21 protein-coding genes are annotated in these 18,008 nt (G+C 59.4%); 11 read left to right on the top strand and 10 right to left on the bottom strand.

The genetic code is table 11. From position 1 onward, the window contains the following. Positions 1 to 304 precede the first annotated feature (304 nt). The 5 genes from OC610_RS07400 (at position 305) to OC610_RS07420 (ending at position 4,869) form a co-directional block, all read left to right on the top strand. Positions 305 to 1,246: an alpha/beta hydrolase gene (locus tag OC610_RS07400; RefSeq protein ID WP_408636556.1), complete on the top strand. Its 942-nt coding sequence runs from the start codon at positions 305 to 307 to the stop codon at positions 1,244 to 1,246. A 385-nt stretch (positions 1,247 to 1,631) separates the two neighbouring features. Beyond that, complete coding sequence (locus OC610_RS07405; protein WP_264427228.1) at positions 1,632 to 1,775, top strand: hypothetical protein; 144 nt, start codon at positions 1,632 to 1,634, stop codon at positions 1,773 to 1,775. 46 nt (positions 1,776 to 1,821) lie between these two features. Next, entirely contained in the window at positions 1,822 to 3,051 is a 1,230-nt protein-coding gene (locus OC610_RS07410) for a YcaO-like family protein (protein WP_264427229.1), read from the top strand. Further along, complete coding sequence (locus OC610_RS07415; protein WP_264427230.1) at positions 3,044 to 4,003, top strand: class I SAM-dependent methyltransferase; 960 nt, start codon at positions 3,044 to 3,046, stop codon at positions 4,001 to 4,003. The genes OC610_RS07410 and OC610_RS07415 overlap by 8 nt, the downstream gene beginning before the upstream one ends. Next, positions 4,000 to 4,869, top strand: a complete 870-nt coding sequence (locus OC610_RS07420) for an alpha/beta fold hydrolase (protein ID WP_264427231.1) — start codon at positions 4,000 to 4,002, stop codon at positions 4,867 to 4,869. Before OC610_RS07415 ends, OC610_RS07420 begins: the two co-directional genes overlap by 4 nt. Positions 4,870 to 4,913: 44 nt before the next feature. Here OC610_RS07420 and OC610_RS07425 read toward each other — a convergent pair whose 3' ends face one another. From OC610_RS07425 to OC610_RS07450, 6 genes are read right to left on the bottom strand one after another with little or no spacing between them, the layout of a single operon-like run. Next, positions 4,914 to 6,656, bottom strand: coding sequence for an ABC transporter substrate-binding protein (locus tag OC610_RS07425; protein ID WP_264427232.1), 1,743 nt, complete (start codon positions 6,654 to 6,656; stop codon positions 4,914 to 4,916). Between the two features lie 44 nt (positions 6,657 to 6,700). Further along, positions 6,701 to 6,973: a DUF2160 domain-containing protein gene (locus OC610_RS07430; protein ID WP_264427233.1), complete on the bottom strand. Its 273-nt coding sequence runs from the start codon at positions 6,971 to 6,973 to the stop codon at positions 6,701 to 6,703. Positions 6,974 to 6,983: 10 nt separating this feature from the next. After that, complete coding sequence (locus OC610_RS07435) at positions 6,984 to 7,784, bottom strand: carbohydrate ABC transporter permease (protein WP_181288985.1); 801 nt, start codon at positions 7,782 to 7,784, stop codon at positions 6,984 to 6,986. 10 nt (positions 7,785 to 7,794) lie between these two features. Further along, positions 7,795 to 8,661, bottom strand: a complete 867-nt coding sequence (locus OC610_RS07440) for a carbohydrate ABC transporter permease (RefSeq protein ID WP_181288986.1) — start codon at positions 8,659 to 8,661, stop codon at positions 7,795 to 7,797. After that, positions 8,658 to 9,767 carry an ABC transporter ATP-binding protein gene (locus OC610_RS07445; RefSeq protein ID WP_264427234.1) on the bottom strand — a complete coding sequence of 370 codons (1,110 nt, stop codon included), beginning with the start codon at positions 9,765 to 9,767 and terminating at the stop codon, positions 8,658 to 8,660. Before OC610_RS07445 ends, OC610_RS07440 begins: the two co-directional genes overlap by 4 nt. Continuing rightward, positions 9,767 to 10,861, bottom strand: coding sequence for an ABC transporter ATP-binding protein (locus OC610_RS07450; protein ID WP_264427235.1), 1,095 nt, complete (start codon positions 10,859 to 10,861; stop codon positions 9,767 to 9,769). The genes OC610_RS07445 and OC610_RS07450 overlap by 1 nt, the downstream gene beginning before the upstream one ends. A gap of 420 nt (positions 10,862 to 11,281) precedes the next feature. On the opposite strand from OC610_RS07450, the gene OC610_RS07455 reads away from it, so the two are divergent. Further along, positions 11,282 to 13,132: a sigma-54-dependent Fis family transcriptional regulator gene (locus tag OC610_RS07455; RefSeq protein WP_264427236.1), complete on the top strand. Its 1,851-nt coding sequence runs from the start codon at positions 11,282 to 11,284 to the stop codon at positions 13,130 to 13,132. A 162-nt stretch (positions 13,133 to 13,294) separates the two neighbouring features. Here the strand turns inward: OC610_RS07455 and OC610_RS07460 are convergent, their stop codons facing one another. Then, complete coding sequence (locus tag OC610_RS07460; protein ID WP_264427237.1) at positions 13,295 to 13,780, bottom strand: RcnB family protein; 486 nt, start codon at positions 13,778 to 13,780, stop codon at positions 13,295 to 13,297. 360 nt (positions 13,781 to 14,140) lie between these two features. On the opposite strand from OC610_RS07460, the gene OC610_RS07465 reads away from it, so the two are divergent. From OC610_RS07465 to OC610_RS07480, 4 genes are all read left to right on the top strand, one after another. Further along, complete coding sequence (locus OC610_RS07465; protein WP_264427238.1) at positions 14,141 to 14,338, top strand: hypothetical protein; 198 nt, start codon at positions 14,141 to 14,143, stop codon at positions 14,336 to 14,338. Positions 14,339 to 14,611: 273 nt separating this feature from the next. Beyond that, a complete protein-coding gene (locus tag OC610_RS07470) occupies positions 14,612 to 15,040 on the top strand; it encodes a DUF2628 domain-containing protein (RefSeq protein WP_264427239.1) in 429 nt (142 codons plus the stop codon). Between the two features lie 107 nt (positions 15,041 to 15,147). Beyond that, entirely contained in the window at positions 15,148 to 15,324 is a 177-nt protein-coding gene (locus tag OC610_RS07475; protein ID WP_264427240.1) for a DUF3606 domain-containing protein, read from the top strand. Positions 15,325 to 15,461: 137 nt separating this feature from the next. After that, positions 15,462 to 15,596 (top strand): hypothetical protein, encoded by a 135-nt coding sequence (locus OC610_RS07480; RefSeq protein ID WP_264427241.1) that lies wholly within the window; start codon positions 15,462 to 15,464, stop codon positions 15,594 to 15,596. 201 nt (positions 15,597 to 15,797) lie between these two features. Here OC610_RS07480 and OC610_RS07485 read toward each other — a convergent pair whose 3' ends face one another. Beyond that, positions 15,798 to 16,229 (bottom strand): PACE efflux transporter, encoded by a 432-nt coding sequence (locus OC610_RS07485; RefSeq protein ID WP_264427242.1) that lies wholly within the window; start codon positions 16,227 to 16,229, stop codon positions 15,798 to 15,800. 105 nt (positions 16,230 to 16,334) lie between these two features. On the opposite strand from OC610_RS07485, the gene OC610_RS07490 reads away from it, so the two are divergent. Then, positions 16,335 to 17,213 carry a LysR substrate-binding domain-containing protein gene (locus OC610_RS07490; RefSeq protein WP_264427243.1) on the top strand — a complete coding sequence of 293 codons (879 nt, stop codon included), beginning with the start codon at positions 16,335 to 16,337 and terminating at the stop codon, positions 17,211 to 17,213. On the opposite strand, the gene OC610_RS07495 is transcribed toward OC610_RS07490, so the two are convergent. Next, on the bottom strand, positions 17,207 to 17,410 hold the full coding sequence (locus OC610_RS07495) for a hypothetical protein (protein ID WP_030138076.1): 204 nt from the start codon (positions 17,408 to 17,410) through the stop codon (positions 17,207 to 17,209). The genes OC610_RS07490 and OC610_RS07495 overlap by 7 nt on opposite strands. Before the next feature lie 77 nt (positions 17,411 to 17,487). Continuing rightward, positions 17,488 to 17,718: a hypothetical protein gene (locus tag OC610_RS07500; protein ID WP_264427244.1), complete on the bottom strand. Its 231-nt coding sequence runs from the start codon at positions 17,716 to 17,718 to the stop codon at positions 17,488 to 17,490. Positions 17,719 to 18,008 lie beyond the last annotated feature (290 nt).

An 18,008-nucleotide genomic window follows, 5' to 3' on the forward strand; every position in this document is an offset into this window, starting at 1 on the left:
TGTCAGTCGCCGGATCCGGGTGGCGCACATCGCGCTCGACCACGTCCACCGGCTCGCCGCAAGCGTCTTTCGCCGGTGCGCTGTTGCCTGGTTGGGTCTGCCCTTTGGAATGTTCGATCGTCATGACGTCGTCCTCGATGTGATGGCTGTTGATTTTCGAGTGGGGCGAAACGGCGAGAGTTCGATCGGGTTGCGCTCTTTATCGCAAGGCGGCGCGAGGCCATGGGCAAACTGTCCGAAATCCTGCGCGCGAGCCAAGGAATCTGCTAAAACGCAGCTTCTGTCCCAGTAGCGAATCGCATCGATGTCCGCATTTTTATTTTCTCGCTTCAAACAGCGTTGGCTGGCCTGGTCGTTGATGATCGCAATGGTGGTCGGCCTGCCGGTGGGCTGCGCGGCGTTGCAGCACAAGGAGCGCGAATTGGTGTTTCGCATCGAGCCGGGAACAGCGAGCTGGTTCAGCGGCCTCCCCAGCGGTTTGCAGGAATTCGATCTCAAGCCCAGGACGTTCAAGGCAGGGGAAAATATCCATGGCTGGTGGTGGCCGGCCGAGCGCAAGAATGCGCCGGCCATCCTGTATCTGCACGGCGTGCGCTGGAACCTGACCGGTCAGTTGTTTCGAATCCAGCAACTGCGAGCGCTGGGCTATTCGGTGCTGGCGATCGATTACCGTGGCTTCGGCAAGAGCCAGGGCGACCTGCCATCGGAAGCCAGCGTCTATGAGGATGCGCGAATCGCCTGGGGGCGTCTCGAAGTGTTGCAACCGGATCCGGCCCTGCGGCTGATCTACGGTCATTCACTGGGTGGCGCCGTCGCGGTTGATCTCGCGGCGGAACTGGGCCAGAAGGCGGCAAGCAATGGTACCCCGGTGCCGGCCCGAGGGTTAGTGATCGAATCCACATTTACTTCGTTGGGCGATGTCGCCACGGCCATGGCGGATACGCCACTGCCGGTGCGCTGGTTGCTGTCCCAGAAGTTCGATTCCATCGACAAGATCGGCGAGATCAACATGCCGCTGTTGATCGTCCATGGCGCGGCGGACGCCTACGTACCGCCGCGTTTCAGCGAACAGTTGTTCAACGCCGCCCGGGAGCCCAAGCGTTTGCTGATGGTGCCCGGCGCCACGCACAACAACAGCATGAGCCTGGCGGGCCGGACCTACCGGCAAGCGTTGGATACGTTGATGAAATCCAGCCTGTCTCCAGTCGCCGGACGTTCCGGCACAAGTCCGGCCAAGGCGGGTTGACGCTGCTTTCTCGATTTAATTTTGTAGGAAACAGCATCAGTCCATGCCGTCAATCTTCCCAGCAGTTCTTCCTGTTGGGCGCCGGACTACAACACGCAAAGAAAATACCCCGCATCTCACGCGTTTTTTCCCGCTCTGCGGGTCACTAGACCCTACATCCAGATCCTGCCACAGCCCCTTCCTTCTTCTCGTCCGGCTCTGAATCACGGGCTCAAGACTTTCAAGCACGACAATAAATGTAAATGTGTTGGGCGTATTTTCCTCCCGCCCTGCTTACAAATCGTCATGTTTGACCCCGCCCCCAGCGATTTCCTAACGTCTCTCTGCGCCGCCAACACGGCGTTTCCCAATACCCTTTGAATAACTCGAAAAAAGGAAACGACTCATGGGCTACATGATGAGCTGGAATGCCAACGAACTGTCTGATCTGGGTGTCGACCTGGAAAACCCGGACGCTTTTCCCTCGGAACAACAGCTGGAGGACCTGCAACTGAGCCAGGCAGAAAAAGCCGAGCTTGACGCCGAGTAACTAAAAGCGGGGGCACGCGGTGCCCCCGTTCCAGGAGTGACGATTCATGGACGCATCCCCCACACCCGAGCGCGAACGGTCCCTGACCCAATCAGCCCGACAAATCGAAGCCGAGCTGCAAACGTTGGGATTGCAGAGCAACCTGCGCACGTTGGGCAACCGGGTCGTTTCCGTCCAGGCCGAAATCGGCGACTCGCGGCGAAAAGCCTTGGGTTGCGGCAAGGGCTACGCCGAACAGGCTCGCGTCGGCGCGCTGTACGAAGCATTCGAGCATTATTTGAGCGACCCGGCCCTGGCCAGGGACCTCGTCGTGTTGACGCCCGCCGACCTGATCCGTGGCATAGCCGGTAAAGATGATCTGTTGGATACCTTGCAGGACCAGCCCGACAGCCGGATCGCCTGCCGCCCGTACTCGGCCATCAGTGACGGCACCTCGTTTCACTATCCCATCGCCTTGACGATGCCCAGCTATGCGAATGATCCCGCACCGGACGATACGACCGATTACCGTTCGTTGCGCCGTTACTCCAGCAGCAGCGGGAGCGCCATCGGCGCAACCCTGGACGAAGCCGTCCTCCACGGGCTCAACGAATGCCTGGAGCGCGACGCGGTTTCACTGTTCCTGCTCGATCACTTTTATTACCAGAACGCCACGCCCTTGCGGATAGTCCAGCGCATGCCCAGCGACGAGGCGTTGGACCAATTGTGGGCCGACGCCCAGGCCGAGATCGGTGCAGAAATCGTACTGCTGGACATCAGCACCGAATTTGCCGCCACGACTTGCCTGGCTTTCGCGAACCTCTCTGGCGAGCCGGTCAACGTGTTTGGATCAGGCACTTCGACCACGCCCCTTCACGCGGCTCATCGGGCTTTGACCGAGTTGGTGCAGTTGCACCTGAACACCCGTGAAGCGCCGCTGCGCCAGCACCTGTCCGTCGCCAACCGTCATCTGGCCGGGTTTTCCCGATTGCAACGCTGCATGCGTTTCGAGCCCAGCCATCTGCTGGATACCCGACCGCAAAAAACCATCAAGCTGCCAAAAACCGCCGAGGCCCGCCCGCTGAAGGCGCAGATCAAACAACTGGCGGGCAACCTGCAGCAACACGGTTACACAGCCGGCTTTTCGACGCTTTATCGTTCCGAAGCGGGCACGACGCTGGTCAATGTGGTCGTGCCTGGGCTGGAGCGTTTCTACATCGTATCCAGCGGCAACGTCGTCGTGCCCATGGCCCGCGGAAGAAGACGTGCCCTCATGGAGGCTGCGGCCCATGCGTGAACAGACGACGCGGCAGCGCCTGCGGCGTGAGCTCGGCCTGGAAAGAATCCTGCGAACCGAACCTGTAGCGCCCGGCTCATGGGAGCGTTTCGTCGAACCCTTGGGCGCCGGTCTCAATCAGATCTTCATCCTGCGCTGTCGAGGACGCGACTGGGTCGGCCGCAAGACATTGCAACGGGACGAACGGGAGCGCCTGCGCTCGGACAGTCGGATCGGCTCCTGGATGCTGCTCGGCCCGCTCGGTCAGTTCCATTGGGGTGATGAAGGTCTTCTGCTGGACTACCACGCCATCCGACGAAACGACAAGGTCACCGTATTCGTAGACGCATTGGAGGACCCTCACAGCGAAATCCACTTTCCTTTTCCCGCACTTGAGCGAGACGGCCGGGAATTCGTCTGCCCTCAAGACCACTGGGCATTCACTGACGCGCTCGCCCGTGAACTCGACGATGGCGAAGCGCACTTGCGACACCACTGTTGCCGGTTGCTGCGGTCATGGTTGAAGCCAGGCGCGATAATCCACGACCCGGCCTGCTCCACCGGCACGTTCATCCATCACCTGGCTCAAGCCTTGCCTGGCAGCCATTGTATCGGCTCGGATCGTTCGCCCTCGATGATCGAAGCGGCCCGAAGTCGCTACGGGCGCTCGGTTGAGTTTCGGCTGGCCGATGCCGCCAGTGCCGAGCTCGTCGTCGATCATTGCGATGTGCTGGTGCTTCGGTTTCTCAACGCCGAAGTCATGACCCGTGCCGAAGCCGAACGGTTGCTGCGCCGACTCGTGTCGACACTCGTGCCCGGCGGCAGGCTTATCGTGTTTGGTCATACGCCTGTGCTGCCGGCCATGCGCTATCTGGCCCAGCAATGTGCGCTGACACTCGTCTCCAGCCTCGCCTCGTGCGGCATCACCGGCCAGCTTTTCCAATTCTATGTCCTGACGAGGGACACGCCATGACGCGCCCCTTGGACGGCGGTTACTACCCCACCGACGACGGCCACTTGCTTTATTGGGAGCGCCACGGCACACCCGGCTGCGAGCCGCTGATGGTGTTGCAGGGCGGGCCCGGAGGCCGATCGAGTCATCGATACCTGGAGCTGCTGGACCTGCAGGGTTTCGAAGTCATTATGTTCGACCAGCGGGGTTGTGGTCGCTCGACGCCGGAAGGTGATTGCCAGCACAACAACACATCGTTGTCCGTTCTCGACATCGAGGCCCTGCGTGAGCATTTCGGTTTCAGGCGCATCAGCCTGCTCGGCGTTTCCTGGGGCAGTTGGCTGGCAGTCCAGTACCAGCGACGCTATGCCCACTCGGTGCACAGGGTATTGCTCGCGTCGGTATTCGTGCCCTGCGCGGCCATCGTCCAGGCGTATGACCGCGACCTGTGCCAATGGTTGGCGAGTGTCGGGCCGGTCAGCTGTGCGACGAACCCGCGGCAGATATTCGACGAACTGGGCCACGAGACTTCGAATCGCCAGCGACAGGCCGCCGTGCATTGGCTGCTGGCAGTGCTCAGTCCCAGCGGTGTGGTCGTGTGCCCATCTGCCTTGGCGCGATGCGTCGACGAGAGCGTCCTGCGGGCCCTGCGCCTGGAGCTTCACTTTCATCTAGAGGGGTATTTTTTCAAACCAGCCGACGCTGACCTGGATCCCCAGGCCAAGGTGACCGTGGTGCAAGGGCTGAAGGATCGCTACGGCATGCAGAGCCTGCGCTGGCTCGAACTGCACCTGAACGTGCGCGCCATCATGGTCGAGGCCGGCCACAACGCCTTGGCGCCCGCTATCGTCAAGGCGATGCGCCGGGCTTTACCGGCAGAGAAATAGAAACGGCACCTTGCAGTGCCGTCCCTTACCTTGCGGATGCCGCGTTATTTACGCGCTGCCTCCCACGACTTCAACAGCTCGGTGTAGCTTACGGTTTCGCCTTTAGGCTTCTCGTTCGCCAGTTTCGGCTTCGGTGCACCCGGTTGGTCGAACCAGTATTGCGCGTCGCGCTCAGGGTTCATCTTAGGTGCGCAAGTGGCTTGGGCCTTGGAGCGTTCCAGGCGAGTCATGATCGCGTCCTGGTCCTTGGCCAAGCCATCGAGCGCTTGCTGTGGCGTCTTCTCGCCGCTGGCCGCTTCGGCGATGTGGCTCCACCACAACTGCGCGAGACGTGGATAATCCGGCACGTTGGTCCCGGTCGGGGTCCATTGCACGCGGGCCGGGCTGCGGTAGAACTCCACCAAGCCACCGAGTTTTGGTGCCAGGTCGGTCATCGCCTGGGAGTTGATGTCCGACTCACGAATCGGCGTCAGGCCCACGATGGTCTTTTTCAGCGACACGGTTTTCGAGGTCACGAATTGCGCATAGAGCCAGGCCGCGAGCTTCTGCTTCTCAGGCGTGGACTTCATGAACGTCCACGACCCCACGTCCTGATACCCCAGCTTCATGCCCTGTTCCCAGTACGGACCGCGTGGCGAAGGCGCCATGCGCCATTTCGGCGTGCCGTCGGCATTCACCACCGGCAGGCCCGGCTTGGTCATGTCGGCGGTGAACGCGGTGTACCAGAAAATCTGCTGGGCGATGTTGCCTTGGGACGGCACCGGGCCAGACTCCGAGAAGGTCATGCCCGCCGCTTCCGGTGGCGCGTATTTCTTCAGCCAGTCCACGTATTTGGTGGTGGCGAACACGGCGGCAGGGCCGTTGGTGTCGCCGCCACGGGTGACGCTGGAACCAACCGGATGGCAGTCTTCGACGCGAATGCCCCACTCGTCCACCGGCAACCCGTTTGGCAGGCCTTTGTCGCCGCCACCGGCCATGGAGAACCAGGCATCGGTGAAGCGCCAGCCCAGGGACGGGTCTTTCTTGCCGTAGTCCATGTGTCCGTAGATGCGCTTGCCGTCGATCTCCTTGACGTCCTCGGAGAAGAACTTGGCGATGTCTTCATAGGCTGACCAGTTCACCGGTACGCCCAGCTCGTAGCCGTATTTTTCCTTGAACTTGGCCTTCAGGTCCGCGCGCTCGAACCAGTCGGCGCGGAACCAGTACAAGTTGGCGAACTGCTGGTCGGGCAGTTGATAGATCTTGCCGTCCGGCGCGGTGGTGAAGGAAATGCCGATGAAGTCCTTGATGTCCAATGTCGGCGAGGTGTAGTTCTTGCCTTCGTTGGCCATCAGGTCGGTGATCGATTCGGTCTTGCCGTAGCGAAAGTGCGTACCGATCAGGTCCGAGTCGTTGACCCAGCCGTCATAGATATTCTTGTCCGACTGCATCACCGTCTGCATTTTTTCCACGACGTCGCCTTCTTGCAGCAGGTCGTGGGTCAATTGGATGCCGGTGATTTCGGTGAAGGCCTTGGCCAGTACCTTGGACTCGTATTCGTGCGTGGTGAGGGTTTCCGACACCACGTTGATCTTCATCCCGCGAAACGGCTCGGCGGCCTTGATGAACCACTTCAGCTCTTCAAGCTGTTGCTCGGCTGTCAGGGTTGACGGCTTGAACTCACTGCCGATCCATTTTTTTGCGGCGTCTTCATAGGCGTCGGCCCAGGCCGCAGCGCTCAGCCCGCTGAGTGCCAGCATGGCTGCCAATGAAACGCTATGTCGCAGCTTATTGTTTTTATCGAACATAGAGACCTCTTCTGTTTGGGTTTAAGAGCCTGATCGTCGAGCGACTAGCCCCACCGCATCACTGCCAACAGCCACACCAAAGACAACGCGAACGCTATCCAGATGCTCCAGTCGGTGGCGCCGATCACCAGCAAGTGCAGGTAGGCGCTACCGAGAAGACCGATAAACAACCGATCGCCACGGGTCGTGACAATCGGCAGGAAACCACGCCGAGGGATACTCGGCGAACGCAGTTCCCATGTGGTCATGCCTATTAAAAACAAGGCGATGACACCAAAAAACGCCGCCGTCGGGACGGTCCAATTCATCCATTCCATCATCGACTCCTCAGACCCGGCCCAGGGCGAAGCCCTTGGCCACGTGGTTGCGAACGAACCAGATCACCAGCATGCCCGGCAGGATGGTCAACACCCCCGCCGCCGCCAGCACGCCCCAGTCAATCCCGGACGCCGACACCGTGCGGGTCATGACCGCCGCGATCGGCTTGGCATTCACCGAGGTGAGCGTACGGGCCAGCAGCAGTTCGACCCAGGAAAACATGAAGCAGAAAAACGCCGTGACGCCGATGCCGGAGCCGATCAACGGGACGAAGATCTTGGCGAAGAACTTGGGGAAACTGTAGCCGTCAATGTAGGCGGTCTCGTCAATTTCTTTCGGTACCCCGGACATGAACCCTTCGAGGATCCACACCGCCAACGGCACGTTGAACAGGCAGTGGGCCAAGGCCACGGCGATGTGGGTGTCGAACAGGCCGATGGACGAATACAGCTGGAAGAACGGCAACAGGAACACCGCCGGTGGCGCCATGCGGTTGGTCAGCAGCCAGAAGAACAGGTGCTTGTCACCGAGGAACCGATAACGGGAAAACGCATAGGCCGCCGGCAACGCCACCGCCAGCGAGATCACGGTGTTCAGGCTCACGTAGTACAGCGAATTGAGGTAACCGGTGTACCAGCTCGGGTCGGTGAAGATCACCTTGTAGTTGTGGAACGTGAAATCGTGCGGCCACAGGGTCAGGCCGCCAAGGATCTCGGTGTTGCTCTTGAAGGACATGTTCAGCAGCCAGTAGATGGGCACCAGCAAGAACAGGATGTAGATCAAAAGCGGAATCAGCTTTCGGTTGCTCATTGTGCGGGCCTCAACGGTTGGCGTCGGAGTGCGTCATGGCGGTGTAGAACAGCCAGGACACCAACAGAATGATCAGGAAGTACACCAGGGAAAACGCCGCTGCCGGGCCCAGGTCGAATTGACCGATGGCCATCTGCGTCAGGGTCTGGCTGAGGAACGTGGTAGCGTTGCCCGGCCCGCCGCCGGTGAGTACGAACGGCTCGGTGTAGATCATGAAGCTGTCCATGAAACGCAGCATCACGGCGATCAGCAGCACGCTCTTCATCTTCGGCAACTGGATGTGCCGGAACACCGCCCAGTTGGATGCCCGGTCGATCCGCGCCGCCTGATAGTAGACGTCGGGAATTGCCCTCAGCCCCGAATAACAAAGCAGCGCCACCAGTGAAGTCCAGTGCCAGACGTCCATCACCAGCACCGTCACCCAGGCGTCCATGGTGTTGGCCGCATAGTTGTAGTTGATGCCCAGGCCGTTGAGTGCGGAACCCAGCAAGCCGATGTCGGCACGGCCGAAGATCTGCCAGATGGTGCCGACCACGTTCCACGGGATCAGCAATGGGATCGCCAGGATGATCAGCACCAGGGACGACCACTTGCCCTTGGTCGGCATGGTCAGGGCGATGGCGATGCCCAGGGGGATTTCAATCAGCAGCACGCACGCCGAGTAGATGAACTGGCGCAACAGCGAATCGTGCAAGCGGGGGTCGAGCAGCACCTGCTTGTACCAGTCGGCGCCGACAAAATAACGGCTGGACTGGTCGAAGATGTCCTGCACCGAATAGTTGACCACGGTCATCATCGGAATCACGGCACTGAAGGCCACCAGCAGGAACACCGGCAACACCAGCCACCAGGCCTTGTTGTTCTGCACCTTGTTCATGGCTGCACCTCGCCCACGGAATCGAGCAAATATTCATCGGCATAGACCATCAGCCATTGGGCCGGAAAGCTGATGTACGCGATGCCTTCCGGCACCGGCTTGTCTTCGGCCAGGCGCACTTTCAGCGGCGCGCCACCGAGGTTGAGGGTCAGGATCTTGTAGGTGCCCAGGTCTTCGACGTGCACGACCTCCGCGCGCATCGCGTCGTCGTAAGGACCGTCCCAGACATGCACGAACTCGGGGCGGATGCCGACCTTGAGGCTTTTGCCCTCCGATTCGGCGACACGCCGTTGCAAGGTGTCCGACAGCGGCAAGTGGGTCGACCCGAAACCGACGCCACCGGGCTGCGCCGTGACCTCGATCAGGTTCATCCCCGGGCTGCCGATGAAGTAGCCGACGAAGGTGTGGCTCGGGCGCTCGAACAAGTCTCGTGGCGTGCCGAACTGGACGATCTGGCCGCCGTACATCACCGCGATCTTGTCGGCGAATGTCGAGGCTTCCAACTGGTCGTGGGTGACGTAGACCATGGTGATGTTGAACTGCTCGTGAATCTGCTTGAGCTTGCGCCGCAGCTTCCATTTCAGGTGCGGGTCGATCACCGTCAGCGGCTCGTCGAACAGGATCGCCGACACATCGTCGCGCACCAGCCCGCGGCCCATGGAGACTTTCTGTTTTTCGTCGGCGGTGAGGTTGCGGGCCTTTTTATCCAGCAGATTCTGCAGGTCGAGAACCTCGGCGATTTCCTGCACCTTGGTGTGGATCCGCGCCTCGGCCATGCCCTGGTTGCGCAGCGGGAAGGCCAGGTTGTCGAACACCGTCATGGTGTCGTACACCACCGGGAACTGGAACACCTGGGCGATGTTGCGGCGCTCCGGGGTCAGCTCGTTGACGACTTTGCTGTCGAACATGACCTGCCCTTCAGACGGGCTGAGCAAGCCGGAAATGATGTTGAGCAACGTGGACTTGCCGCAGCCCGAAGGCCCGAGCAATGCATAAGCGCCGCCCTGCTCCCAGATGTGGTTCATCTCGCGAATCGCGTAGTCCTCGGGGCCCGCCGGGGTGCTGGTGTAGCTGTGGGCGAGGTTCTGCAAACGAATTTCGGCCATCAGGCAACCCTCGCAATACGCTGGCCCGGGGCTTGGACCAGCTTGCCCTGGGCGTCGAAGACAAACAGTTTATGGGTCGGGATGTAGATGCGGATCGGCGCGTCCACGTCGTATTCGTGCACCCCGGGCAAGTGCAGCACCAGCAGGAAGTGTTCGTTGCGCACATGCAAGAACGTTTCCGAGCCGCTGATCTCGGCCACCTCGACCGTCACGGCCAGTTCAAGGTCGTCGTCGTTGCTGGGCACCAGGGAGATATGGCTGGGGCGCACGCCAAAACGGAACTCGCCCTCGCCCACCGGGCGCAGGTCGACGTTCAGCGGGAAATGGACGAAATTGGCGAAGCTGACTTCATTGCCGGCGATCCGTCCGGGCATGAGGTTGATCGGCGGTTCGGAAAACAACTCGGCGGCCAGCACCGTTTGTGGCTGGTGATAGACCGAAGAAGATTTGCCGCTCTGGATCACCCGACCTTCGTGAAGAATCGTCGTGGTGCCGCCCAGCGCCAGCGCTTCGTTGGGCTCGGTGGTGGCGTAGACGGCGATGGTGTGGCGGGCCTGGAACAGCTCGCGCATTTCCTGGCGCAGCTCTTCGCGCAGCTTGTAGTCCAGGTTCACCAACGGCTCGTCGAACAGGATCAGCTCGGCGTCCTTGACCAGGGCACGGGCCATTGCCGTGCGCTGCTGCTGGCCACCGGACAATTCCAGCGGATGACGTTTGAGGAATTTTTCGATCCGCAGCATTCTTGCGGTTTCCAGGACTTTGCCCTGGATGATCTCCTCGGACACGCGGGCCTGGCGCAACGGCGAGGCGATGTTTTCGAAAACGGTCATGGTCGGGTAGTTGATGAACTGCTGGTAAACCATCGACACGTTGCGCAGCCGCACCGGGCGCTGGGTGACGTCGACGCCGTTCATCAGGATGCGGCCGCTGTCGGGCTTGTCCAGACCGGCCATCAGGCGCATGAGGCTGGTCTTGCCGGAGAGCGTGCGGCCCAACAGGACGTTGAAGGATCCGGGTTCGAAACTCAGATTGGCATCGTCGATCCAGGGCTGGCCTTCGACGGTGCGACAGATGTGCTCAAGCTTTAATGACATGGCTCGGCCTTTTTATTATTTGGAGTCAAGCGACCCGAGTTGGAAAGCGAAAGCCGTGCCAGAAATCGCAAACCGCTGATCTGTCTGGAATTTCGTTTGATTCACTGAAAAAAGACGTTCGCTCATGAACACAAGTGAACAACCACGAATGAACAACTGAACAACCAGCCGGTTGACAATGAACAATTTTGAACAACACTGAAAGAACGTTTTCGGCTAGCCTGGCCATGCCCCCTGTGGGAGCGAGCTTGCTCGCGATAGCGGTGCCTCAGTCACATCAATGCCGCTGAAACGCCGCTATCGCGAGCAAGCTCGCTCCCACAGGGTTGATGTATGAAGTGGTATTCAGGCCTGCCCGAGCACAAGGAACCTGTGCGAGACTTGCCACAACAATAAAAACAGCTCCTGCGAGAGTGCCCCATGGCCGCACCTGCTCCTGCCTTGTCCCACGAGGCCATCATCCAGGCCTCCTGGTCCCGTTGCCGTGCCTTTGGCTTGAACCACCAGAGCGTGCCCGCGTTCGACCAACTACCGGCCGACGGCATCGCCCAGTTGCTGGATAGCCAGCACTCACTGGTGCAGACCACCCATCAGGAAGTCCTGCCGTACTACGAGAACATCCTGAGCAATTCCAACTGCCTGATCATGCTCGCCGACAACCAGGGCCAAGTACTGACGTCCTGGGGCACCCAGCGCTTCATCGATCCGAAACTGGCCCACGGCTTCAGCGCCGGCGCGAGCTGGATGGAGCGCTGCACCGGGACCAACGCCATCGGCACCGCTCTGGCCTGCGAGCAGGCCGTGCACATCGAGCACGATGAACACTTCCTCAAGGCCAACCGTTTCATGACCGGCTCCGCCGCGCCGATCTTCGACGCCGAACGCAAGGTCATCGCCGTGCTGGACGTTTCCAGCGACAGCTACCTGCCGCCGTCGCACACCCTGGGCATGGTCAAGATGATGAGCCAGACTGTGGAGAACCGGCTGATCCTCAACCTGTTTCGCGGTGAACATTTTCAGCTGACGTTCAACACCGGCTTGAACAACCTCGACAGCCAATGGGCCGGGCTGCTGATTTTCGATGAGAGTGGCCAGGTGCTCTCGGCCAATCGCCGCGCCGACAATCTGCTGGGCCTGAGCCTGTCGCGGGTGAGCATCGAAAGCCTGTTCAAGGTCTCGCTGATGGAGCTGCTGAACCAGCCCGACGGCCTGCCGTTCGCCTTGCAGGCGTCCGGACGCAATCGCTTCCAGTGCCTGCTCAAGCGGCCGAAGCAGGTGTCGGTCAAACCGCGCATTTTCGCCGAGCCGACGCCCTCGCCCACGCCAGCGCCGGCCAACACCGGCATCAGCCTCAACTCTCTGCACTTCGGCGATAGCCGCGTGGAAAAAGCCGTGCGGCAAGCCGAGCGCTTGCTGGAGAAAGATATCCCACTGCTGATCCACGGCGAGACCGGTGTCGGCAAGGAAGTGTTCGTCAAGGCTCTGCACCAGGCCAGCTCGCGCTGCAAGCAGTCGTTCATTGCGGTCAACTGCGCGGCCATTCCTGCCGAGCTGGTGGAATCGGAACTGTTCGGTTACGAAAAAGGCGCCTTCACCGGCGCCAACCAGAAAGGCAGCATCGGCCTGATCCGCAAGGCTGACCGGGGCACGCTGTTCCTCGATGAGATCGGCGACATGCCGCTGCCAACCCAGGCCCGACTGCTGCGCGTCCTGCAGGAACGTTGCGTGCAACCGGTGGGCAGCGCCGAGCTGTTCCCGGTGGACATCCGGATCATCTCCGCCACCAACCGCTCGTTGCGTGAACAGGTGCAGTTGGGGCGCTTTCGCGAAGACTTGTACTACCGCATCGGCGGCCTGACCCTCGAACTGCCGCCCCTGCGCGAACGTAGCGACAAGCAGGCGCTGTTCAAACGCCTTTGGGAACACCACCGCGAACCGACCCAATGGGCCGGCCTGAGCCGTGAAGTGACGGATTTATTCGAGCGTCATCCTTGGCCGGGCAACCTGCGGCAAGTCAGCAGCGTGTTGCAGGTCGCCCTGGCGATGGCCGAGGAACAACCGATCCGCCCCGAGCATCTGCCCGACGATTTTTTTGTCGACCTGGAAATGGAGCCTATGGAAACGCCCGAACCGCTAACAGTGGACTTGAACGATGCCGAAGACCTCAACCGTCAGCTACAGGCCGTGGGCGGGAATATTTCCCACTTGGCGCGGCGCCTAGGAGTCAGCCGCAACACCTTGTACAAGCGCCTGCGACAATCTGACAGCTGACACCAACCTGGTGGGAGCGAGCCTGCTCGCGAAAGCGTCAGGGCATTCAACATCGAAGTTGGCTGACCCGACGCATTCGCGAGCAGGCTCGCTCCCACAGATGTTTCGCGTCATTGACTGGGCATCACTTCGAAGAGACGGCCCTTTCGTTGGAACAACGGCTCAGTCGAACGCACCGTTCAGCACTTCATAAATAATGCCGCTGGCAATCGCCACCAGGATCAGGTCCGTGCCGACCTGCTGCCACTCATAGCCGTCATAGTGCGGCAAGCGCCCCAGCAGGCGCCCGTCGAGCTTCTTGGCGATGCCGGGTGGCAACGGCTTGCCCCGGGCGAGGTTCTTCTGGATACCCGGCGGTAACGCAGGACCGGGGTTCCAATAATCGCGATAACCGCCAATCACCCCGAGAACGCCGCCACGGTCGATGCTCGGTCCGTTATGCCAATCGCCTCCGTTGCCGCCTTGGTTGCCTTTGTTTCCATGGCCACCCTTGTTGCCCTGCCCGCCCTTGCCTCCTTGACCGTGGCCTGGACCTTGATCGAATTGAGCGTTTCCCTTGCCGTTACCCGGGTCCGCAACAACCATCCCAGGACCCGCGGCCAAGGCGAAACAGGTGACTGCAGCAATCAGCGAGCGCGATTTGAACATGGCGGTTCTCTCTCATAAAAGGGATACTTCCCCTGTAAAAATATAGAGACTGACGGTGATATTAGTTCCATATCACGCTTGCGTCATTTGCCAGGCCGACCTGGTCGCTGCTGCCCTAGAACACCGCCGCCCTGCTCCACAGGCTGATTGACTTAATTTTGTATCATCACTGACTTATTTCCGAGGCAAGGTTGAAACGTTGCCGGCCTCGACGGCCACTGGTCGCCTTTGAAACTTCGCGAACGTCACGCGGGCGTGTCTGGCTCAGGGTTTGCAGCGGACCGTGGTAGCAGCGCAGGACGACGTCTTCCTGGCGCGGCAGCAAATTCTCAACGCTTGGCCAGCCACCGGAGATGTACCGTGTCAACTCTCAACGAAATCGCAGCGAACCACGCGAGAATGGCAAAGTTAAAGGAAGAAGAGTCGATGCGGCTGAATGCGCTTCAAAGCCAGATAGTGGGCAGTTTTGAAATGCCGTCCACCCAGCCTGCACATGAAATGCCGCTGCACTTCTTGACCATAGCGACGGAGCATGTTTTTGCCGAGGCCGTGATTTGACGGATTGCCCTGGTATTTGATCAACCTGTCGCCCGTTTAAAAAACGGGCGATTCACGTTCGCCTGCCTTCAACTTCTCTAGCCTTTCCCCAAGCGCCATGCGTGCGTGCGCAGGATCTACCGTGATGCCCATCACAGATCAGCTAGTCAGCTAAACAGCCAGTGCGGTATTTTCGTGCGCGAACGCTTATAAAGCGGACAGTAAAAACTGCTTCAAAGTCGCGCGACCTCTCGAGAGAACGAATTCTTTCATGGAAAACAAGGAACGATAAAAATGAGCACCCCCGAGCACGTGGAAAGCACCGACAAATACAGCGCCAAATGGCAAGAACGCTTCGACTTCTTTGAAACCTACGGCGCACCAAACGACCCGCGCTACAAGGAAGCCGTCAAGACGCTGCCGGACTTCAAAAAGAAAATCCTGATCAATGCCAACGTCATCGCGTTTTTCTTTGGTCCCATCTACCTGTTCGTCCTGGGTCTCTGGAAAAAGAACCTGGCCCTGCTGGGCATCTTCCTGGGGATCAACATTGTATTGAGCGTGATCTTCGCCATCCTTGGCATGGACTTTCCGCGGCCGTTGAGCATGGGCCTGAACGTTGCCATGTCGATGATGTATGCGCTGGCGATCAATTACGCCTACTACTTGAAAGAAATAAAAGGCGAGCAAGGCTGGAATCCGTTCAAGGGCATGCGCCTCTGATAGCGGGTTTAATCGTCAACGCGCATAAAAATAGCGCAAACCGTCAAGTTCGATTGTCTATTGGAAGTCGCCTGGGATAACCAGGCTTTCTTCCAAGGAGCTCGAAAATGGCTGACGACTTGAGCAACCGCGGACCGCGAGACCGGAGCCGCATCAACACTTCCGAAGAGTGGGAACTGAGATACTGGACAAAAGAGCTCGGCGTAACCGAAGACGAGCTCAAGGCAGCGGTCAAGGCCGTTGGGGCAGGAGCCGAAGATGTTCGCAGGCAATTGAAAAAATAATCCAAAAAGCCCTACATGACTGTAGGGCTTTTTTGTAGGTATTCGCGCCCCTCGATAAGCCTGTTAGAAAAAATGAATTACCCGCCGAGGCGTTCGGTCAACAATTATGAACGCGGTAATCTGACGAGGTAACAGCGATGACTATCGAAGCAGAGACACTCGTACAACTGACCGAAGCACTTCAAGAACGCGGCATGGTATTGGTATCCGACGTGGCATTTATCCGCGCACCGTATCGGCAGGATCATCATTGGGTTTGCATGGTCGAGTGATTAGGAATCCGCCGTGTTTCTTCTCGATCAGGAGGACCCCGGCGGAATACCGTCCTTGTTGAAATCCTTCAAACGCTCACGCTCTTGCTCGGTGGAATGCGCGGGCGTGTTGTCCTTGGGTTGTTCTTTTTTCTTCTCGTCGGTCATTGGTGTGCCCTCTCGCTGATTGATATGGGTTGGGCACACCATGGCGTTGGCAGTTCAATCAGAACGCGGCTGCGCCGAAAGCGGAACATCAAACACTCGATCGAATATCCACTGAAAAACCAGCGAGTAAAAAAAGAAAAACACAAACAAGCCCAGGTTCGTCACCAGCGCCAACCACAGGCTGATACCCAACCAGGCTCCAATCACCGGCGTCAGGATCAGCGTCAAGCCGCCCTCGAACCCAAGGGAATGAAGCAATCGGCGTTGCCAGTTGCGATGGCGGCTGGGTTGACGACGCTCCCACCATTCGAACAGGCCGTTGAAAAGCATGTTCCAAGCCAGCGCAACGGCAGAAATCACCAGGGACAGCAGGGTTGAATAGCCCATGCCCTGCTCATAGATGAGCGCAAGGGATGGCGCAACAAAAAGCACACCAACGGCCTCATAGAGTATGGCCTGAAGAATTTTGCGAGCTGCGCCTTGCATCGATGGACTCCAGGAACTGAGAAGGAACCACAGCCTGGCGAGTTGAGCGCTCGCGCTCAATTGAGCTAAATTGAGCCACGCTCAACCTGAGTAACCCCCCCGCCCATGTTCGCCAAACTGCCCTTCACCGCCTTGCGCGGCTTCGAATCTGCCGCACGACTGGGCAGCTTCAAGGCGGCGGCCCAGGAGCTGAACGTCAGCCCTGCGGCCATCTCCCATCAGGTCAAAAGCCTCGAAGCGTTTCTCGGCGTGCGGCTGTTCGAACGCTCGAGTCAAAATGTGCGTCTGAGCGCTGACGGCGAACGCCTCCAGCCGTACCTGCACCGCGCCCTGCTCGATATCCAGCACGGCCTGCAAATGCTGGTTCCGTCGTGTTCCGCGCAGTCCCTGGTAGTGAGCACAACGCCAGCGTTCGCCAGCCTGTGGCTGATACCTCGGCTCGGCGATTTTCATCGGTTGCATCCGGAGATTGACGTCAGGCTGCACAGCAGTAACGACGTGGTCGACCTACAACGTGACGCCAACATCGACCTGGCGATCCGGGCCCTCTTCACGCCAGATCCTCACCTGTTCGAGCAACCTCTGCTGGATGAATACTTTGGTGCTTATTGCCAACCCGGTTGGCAACCGCCCACAGCGGGCTCGCCCGTCGAACTCATCGACGTGCCATGGCTGAGCAGCGCAAATGTCGCGGTCGATTGGGCTGCATGGTGCGCCAAGGCCGGCACCCTGGGCTGGCTGGAGAACGCACGCTACCGGCGTTATGACGAGGAACAACATGCCCTGCAGGCGGCGGTCGCAGGGCATGGGCTGGTGCTTGCCAGCAATGTGCTGGTTGCCGACGCGGTTGCGCGTGGGGAGTTGATTGATTACCGGCCTGAGGTTCGTTTGGCGGGGGCGCGGTATACGGTGGTGTGCGTGCCGGGGCGGGAGCGGCAGGTGGGGGTGCGGGCTTTTAGTGAGTGGGTGTTGGGCCTTCAATGAAGCACTCTACGGCTTTCCCCTATTCTTATACGGTCAAGGGCGCGGTTTAACGCATCCAGCGCCTTCAATAGTGCCTGCGCTTCAGCTTCCCGGCCATCTCCCCACAGGCGCTCAGCCATTTTGTTGAGCGCCAGGATCGATCGCTCGATTTCGGCAGCACTGGCTGTCGTTTTGTCGTCTGGTTGTTTCTTTGGCATTTTGATTGACGCTTCTTTCAAGATTGGTAGAGGCATTTACGCTGCAAGCTATACCCTCCTATCGCAAAGCCCCACGCCTAAACCCAGATGGCAGACTCTGTGTTGATCTCTGCGACAGAAGTAGCATTGAACTGCCGCTGGCGGTGCAGATCATCGCGCATTTTCGGGTAATCGAATTTCTTGGTCGCCAACTCTTTCAGCACAAGACTTGAAATTTTGTAGGTGCCGCAGTCACCGCAGTCAACAAGCTCTCCACTTTGATCCGCTTCGGACTGCTTCGCTTCCAACCCGCATAGATAGCACTTCATGGCTGATCTCCTGTTTGCCGATGCTTAGGAGATCGTCTCGTCATGGCGGAAGTTTCAACTGGCTGACCTTCCGCTCAATGACTGCCCCTAATGGCATGACCTAGGCCCGCCACCGTGGAAGAGCTCTCTCGAAAAATGAAAAAGCTCGATGTACGAAACTATTGAAGCGAGCGGCATCACGCCGCAGGCCTGCTTGTTGCCCCCCAATCAGGCACAGGTGGGCCACCTGCCCTATCACTTCTGCTTCGCCTGGCATATGAGCCAAGCGGCGACACGTCCGTATCGCGAAG

Source organism: Pseudomonas agronomica (assembly GCF_025917275.1).
Lineage (GTDB): Bacteria > Pseudomonadota > Gammaproteobacteria > Pseudomonadales > Pseudomonadaceae > Aquipseudomonas > Aquipseudomonas agronomica.

Bases quoted from the DNA above. Each gene is read 5' to 3' on its own strand.
- OC610_RS07400 (WP_408636556.1), top strand. From the start codon at position 305: ATGTCCGCATTTTTATTTTCTCGCTTCAAACAGCGTTGGCTGGCCTGG.
- OC610_RS07405 (WP_264427228.1), top strand. From the start codon at position 1,632: ATGGGCTACATGATGAGCTGGAATGCCAACGAACTGTCTGATCTGGGT.
- OC610_RS07410 (WP_264427229.1), top strand. From the start codon at position 1,822: ATGGACGCATCCCCCACACCCGAGCGCGAACGGTCCCTGACCCAATCA.
- OC610_RS07415 (WP_264427230.1), top strand. From the start codon at position 3,044: ATGCGTGAACAGACGACGCGGCAGCGCCTGCGGCGTGAGCTCGGCCTG.
- OC610_RS07420 (WP_264427231.1), top strand. From the start codon at position 4,000: ATGACGCGCCCCTTGGACGGCGGTTACTACCCCACCGACGACGGCCAC.
- OC610_RS07425 (WP_264427232.1), bottom strand. From the start codon at position 6,656: ATGTTCGATAAAAACAATAAGCTGCGACATAGCGTTTCATTGGCAGCC.
- OC610_RS07430 (WP_264427233.1), bottom strand. From the start codon at position 6,973: ATGGAATGGATGAATTGGACCGTCCCGACGGCGGCGTTTTTTGGTGTC.
- OC610_RS07435 (WP_181288985.1), bottom strand. From the start codon at position 7,784: ATGAGCAACCGAAAGCTGATTCCGCTTTTGATCTACATCCTGTTCTTG.
- OC610_RS07440 (WP_181288986.1), bottom strand. From the start codon at position 8,661: ATGAACAAGGTGCAGAACAACAAGGCCTGGTGGCTGGTGTTGCCGGTG.
- OC610_RS07445 (WP_264427234.1), bottom strand. From the start codon at position 9,767: ATGGCCGAAATTCGTTTGCAGAACCTCGCCCACAGCTACACCAGCACC.
- OC610_RS07450 (WP_264427235.1), bottom strand. From the start codon at position 10,861: ATGTCATTAAAGCTTGAGCACATCTGTCGCACCGTCGAAGGCCAGCCC.
- OC610_RS07455 (WP_264427236.1), top strand. From the start codon at position 11,282: ATGGCCGCACCTGCTCCTGCCTTGTCCCACGAGGCCATCATCCAGGCC.
- OC610_RS07460 (WP_264427237.1), bottom strand. From the start codon at position 13,780: ATGTTCAAATCGCGCTCGCTGATTGCTGCAGTCACCTGTTTCGCCTTG.
- OC610_RS07470 (WP_264427239.1), top strand. From the start codon at position 14,612: ATGAGCACCCCCGAGCACGTGGAAAGCACCGACAAATACAGCGCCAAA.
- OC610_RS07475 (WP_264427240.1), top strand. From the start codon at position 15,148: ATGGCTGACGACTTGAGCAACCGCGGACCGCGAGACCGGAGCCGCATC.
- OC610_RS07480 (WP_264427241.1), top strand. From the start codon at position 15,462: ATGACTATCGAAGCAGAGACACTCGTACAACTGACCGAAGCACTTCAA.
- OC610_RS07485 (WP_264427242.1), bottom strand. From the start codon at position 16,229: ATGCAAGGCGCAGCTCGCAAAATTCTTCAGGCCATACTCTATGAGGCC.
- OC610_RS07490 (WP_264427243.1), top strand. From the start codon at position 16,335: ATGTTCGCCAAACTGCCCTTCACCGCCTTGCGCGGCTTCGAATCTGCC.
- OC610_RS07495 (WP_030138076.1), bottom strand. From the start codon at position 17,410: ATGCCAAAGAAACAACCAGACGACAAAACGACAGCCAGTGCTGCCGAA.
- OC610_RS07500 (WP_264427244.1), bottom strand. From the start codon at position 17,718: ATGAAGTGCTATCTATGCGGGTTGGAAGCGAAGCAGTCCGAAGCGGAT.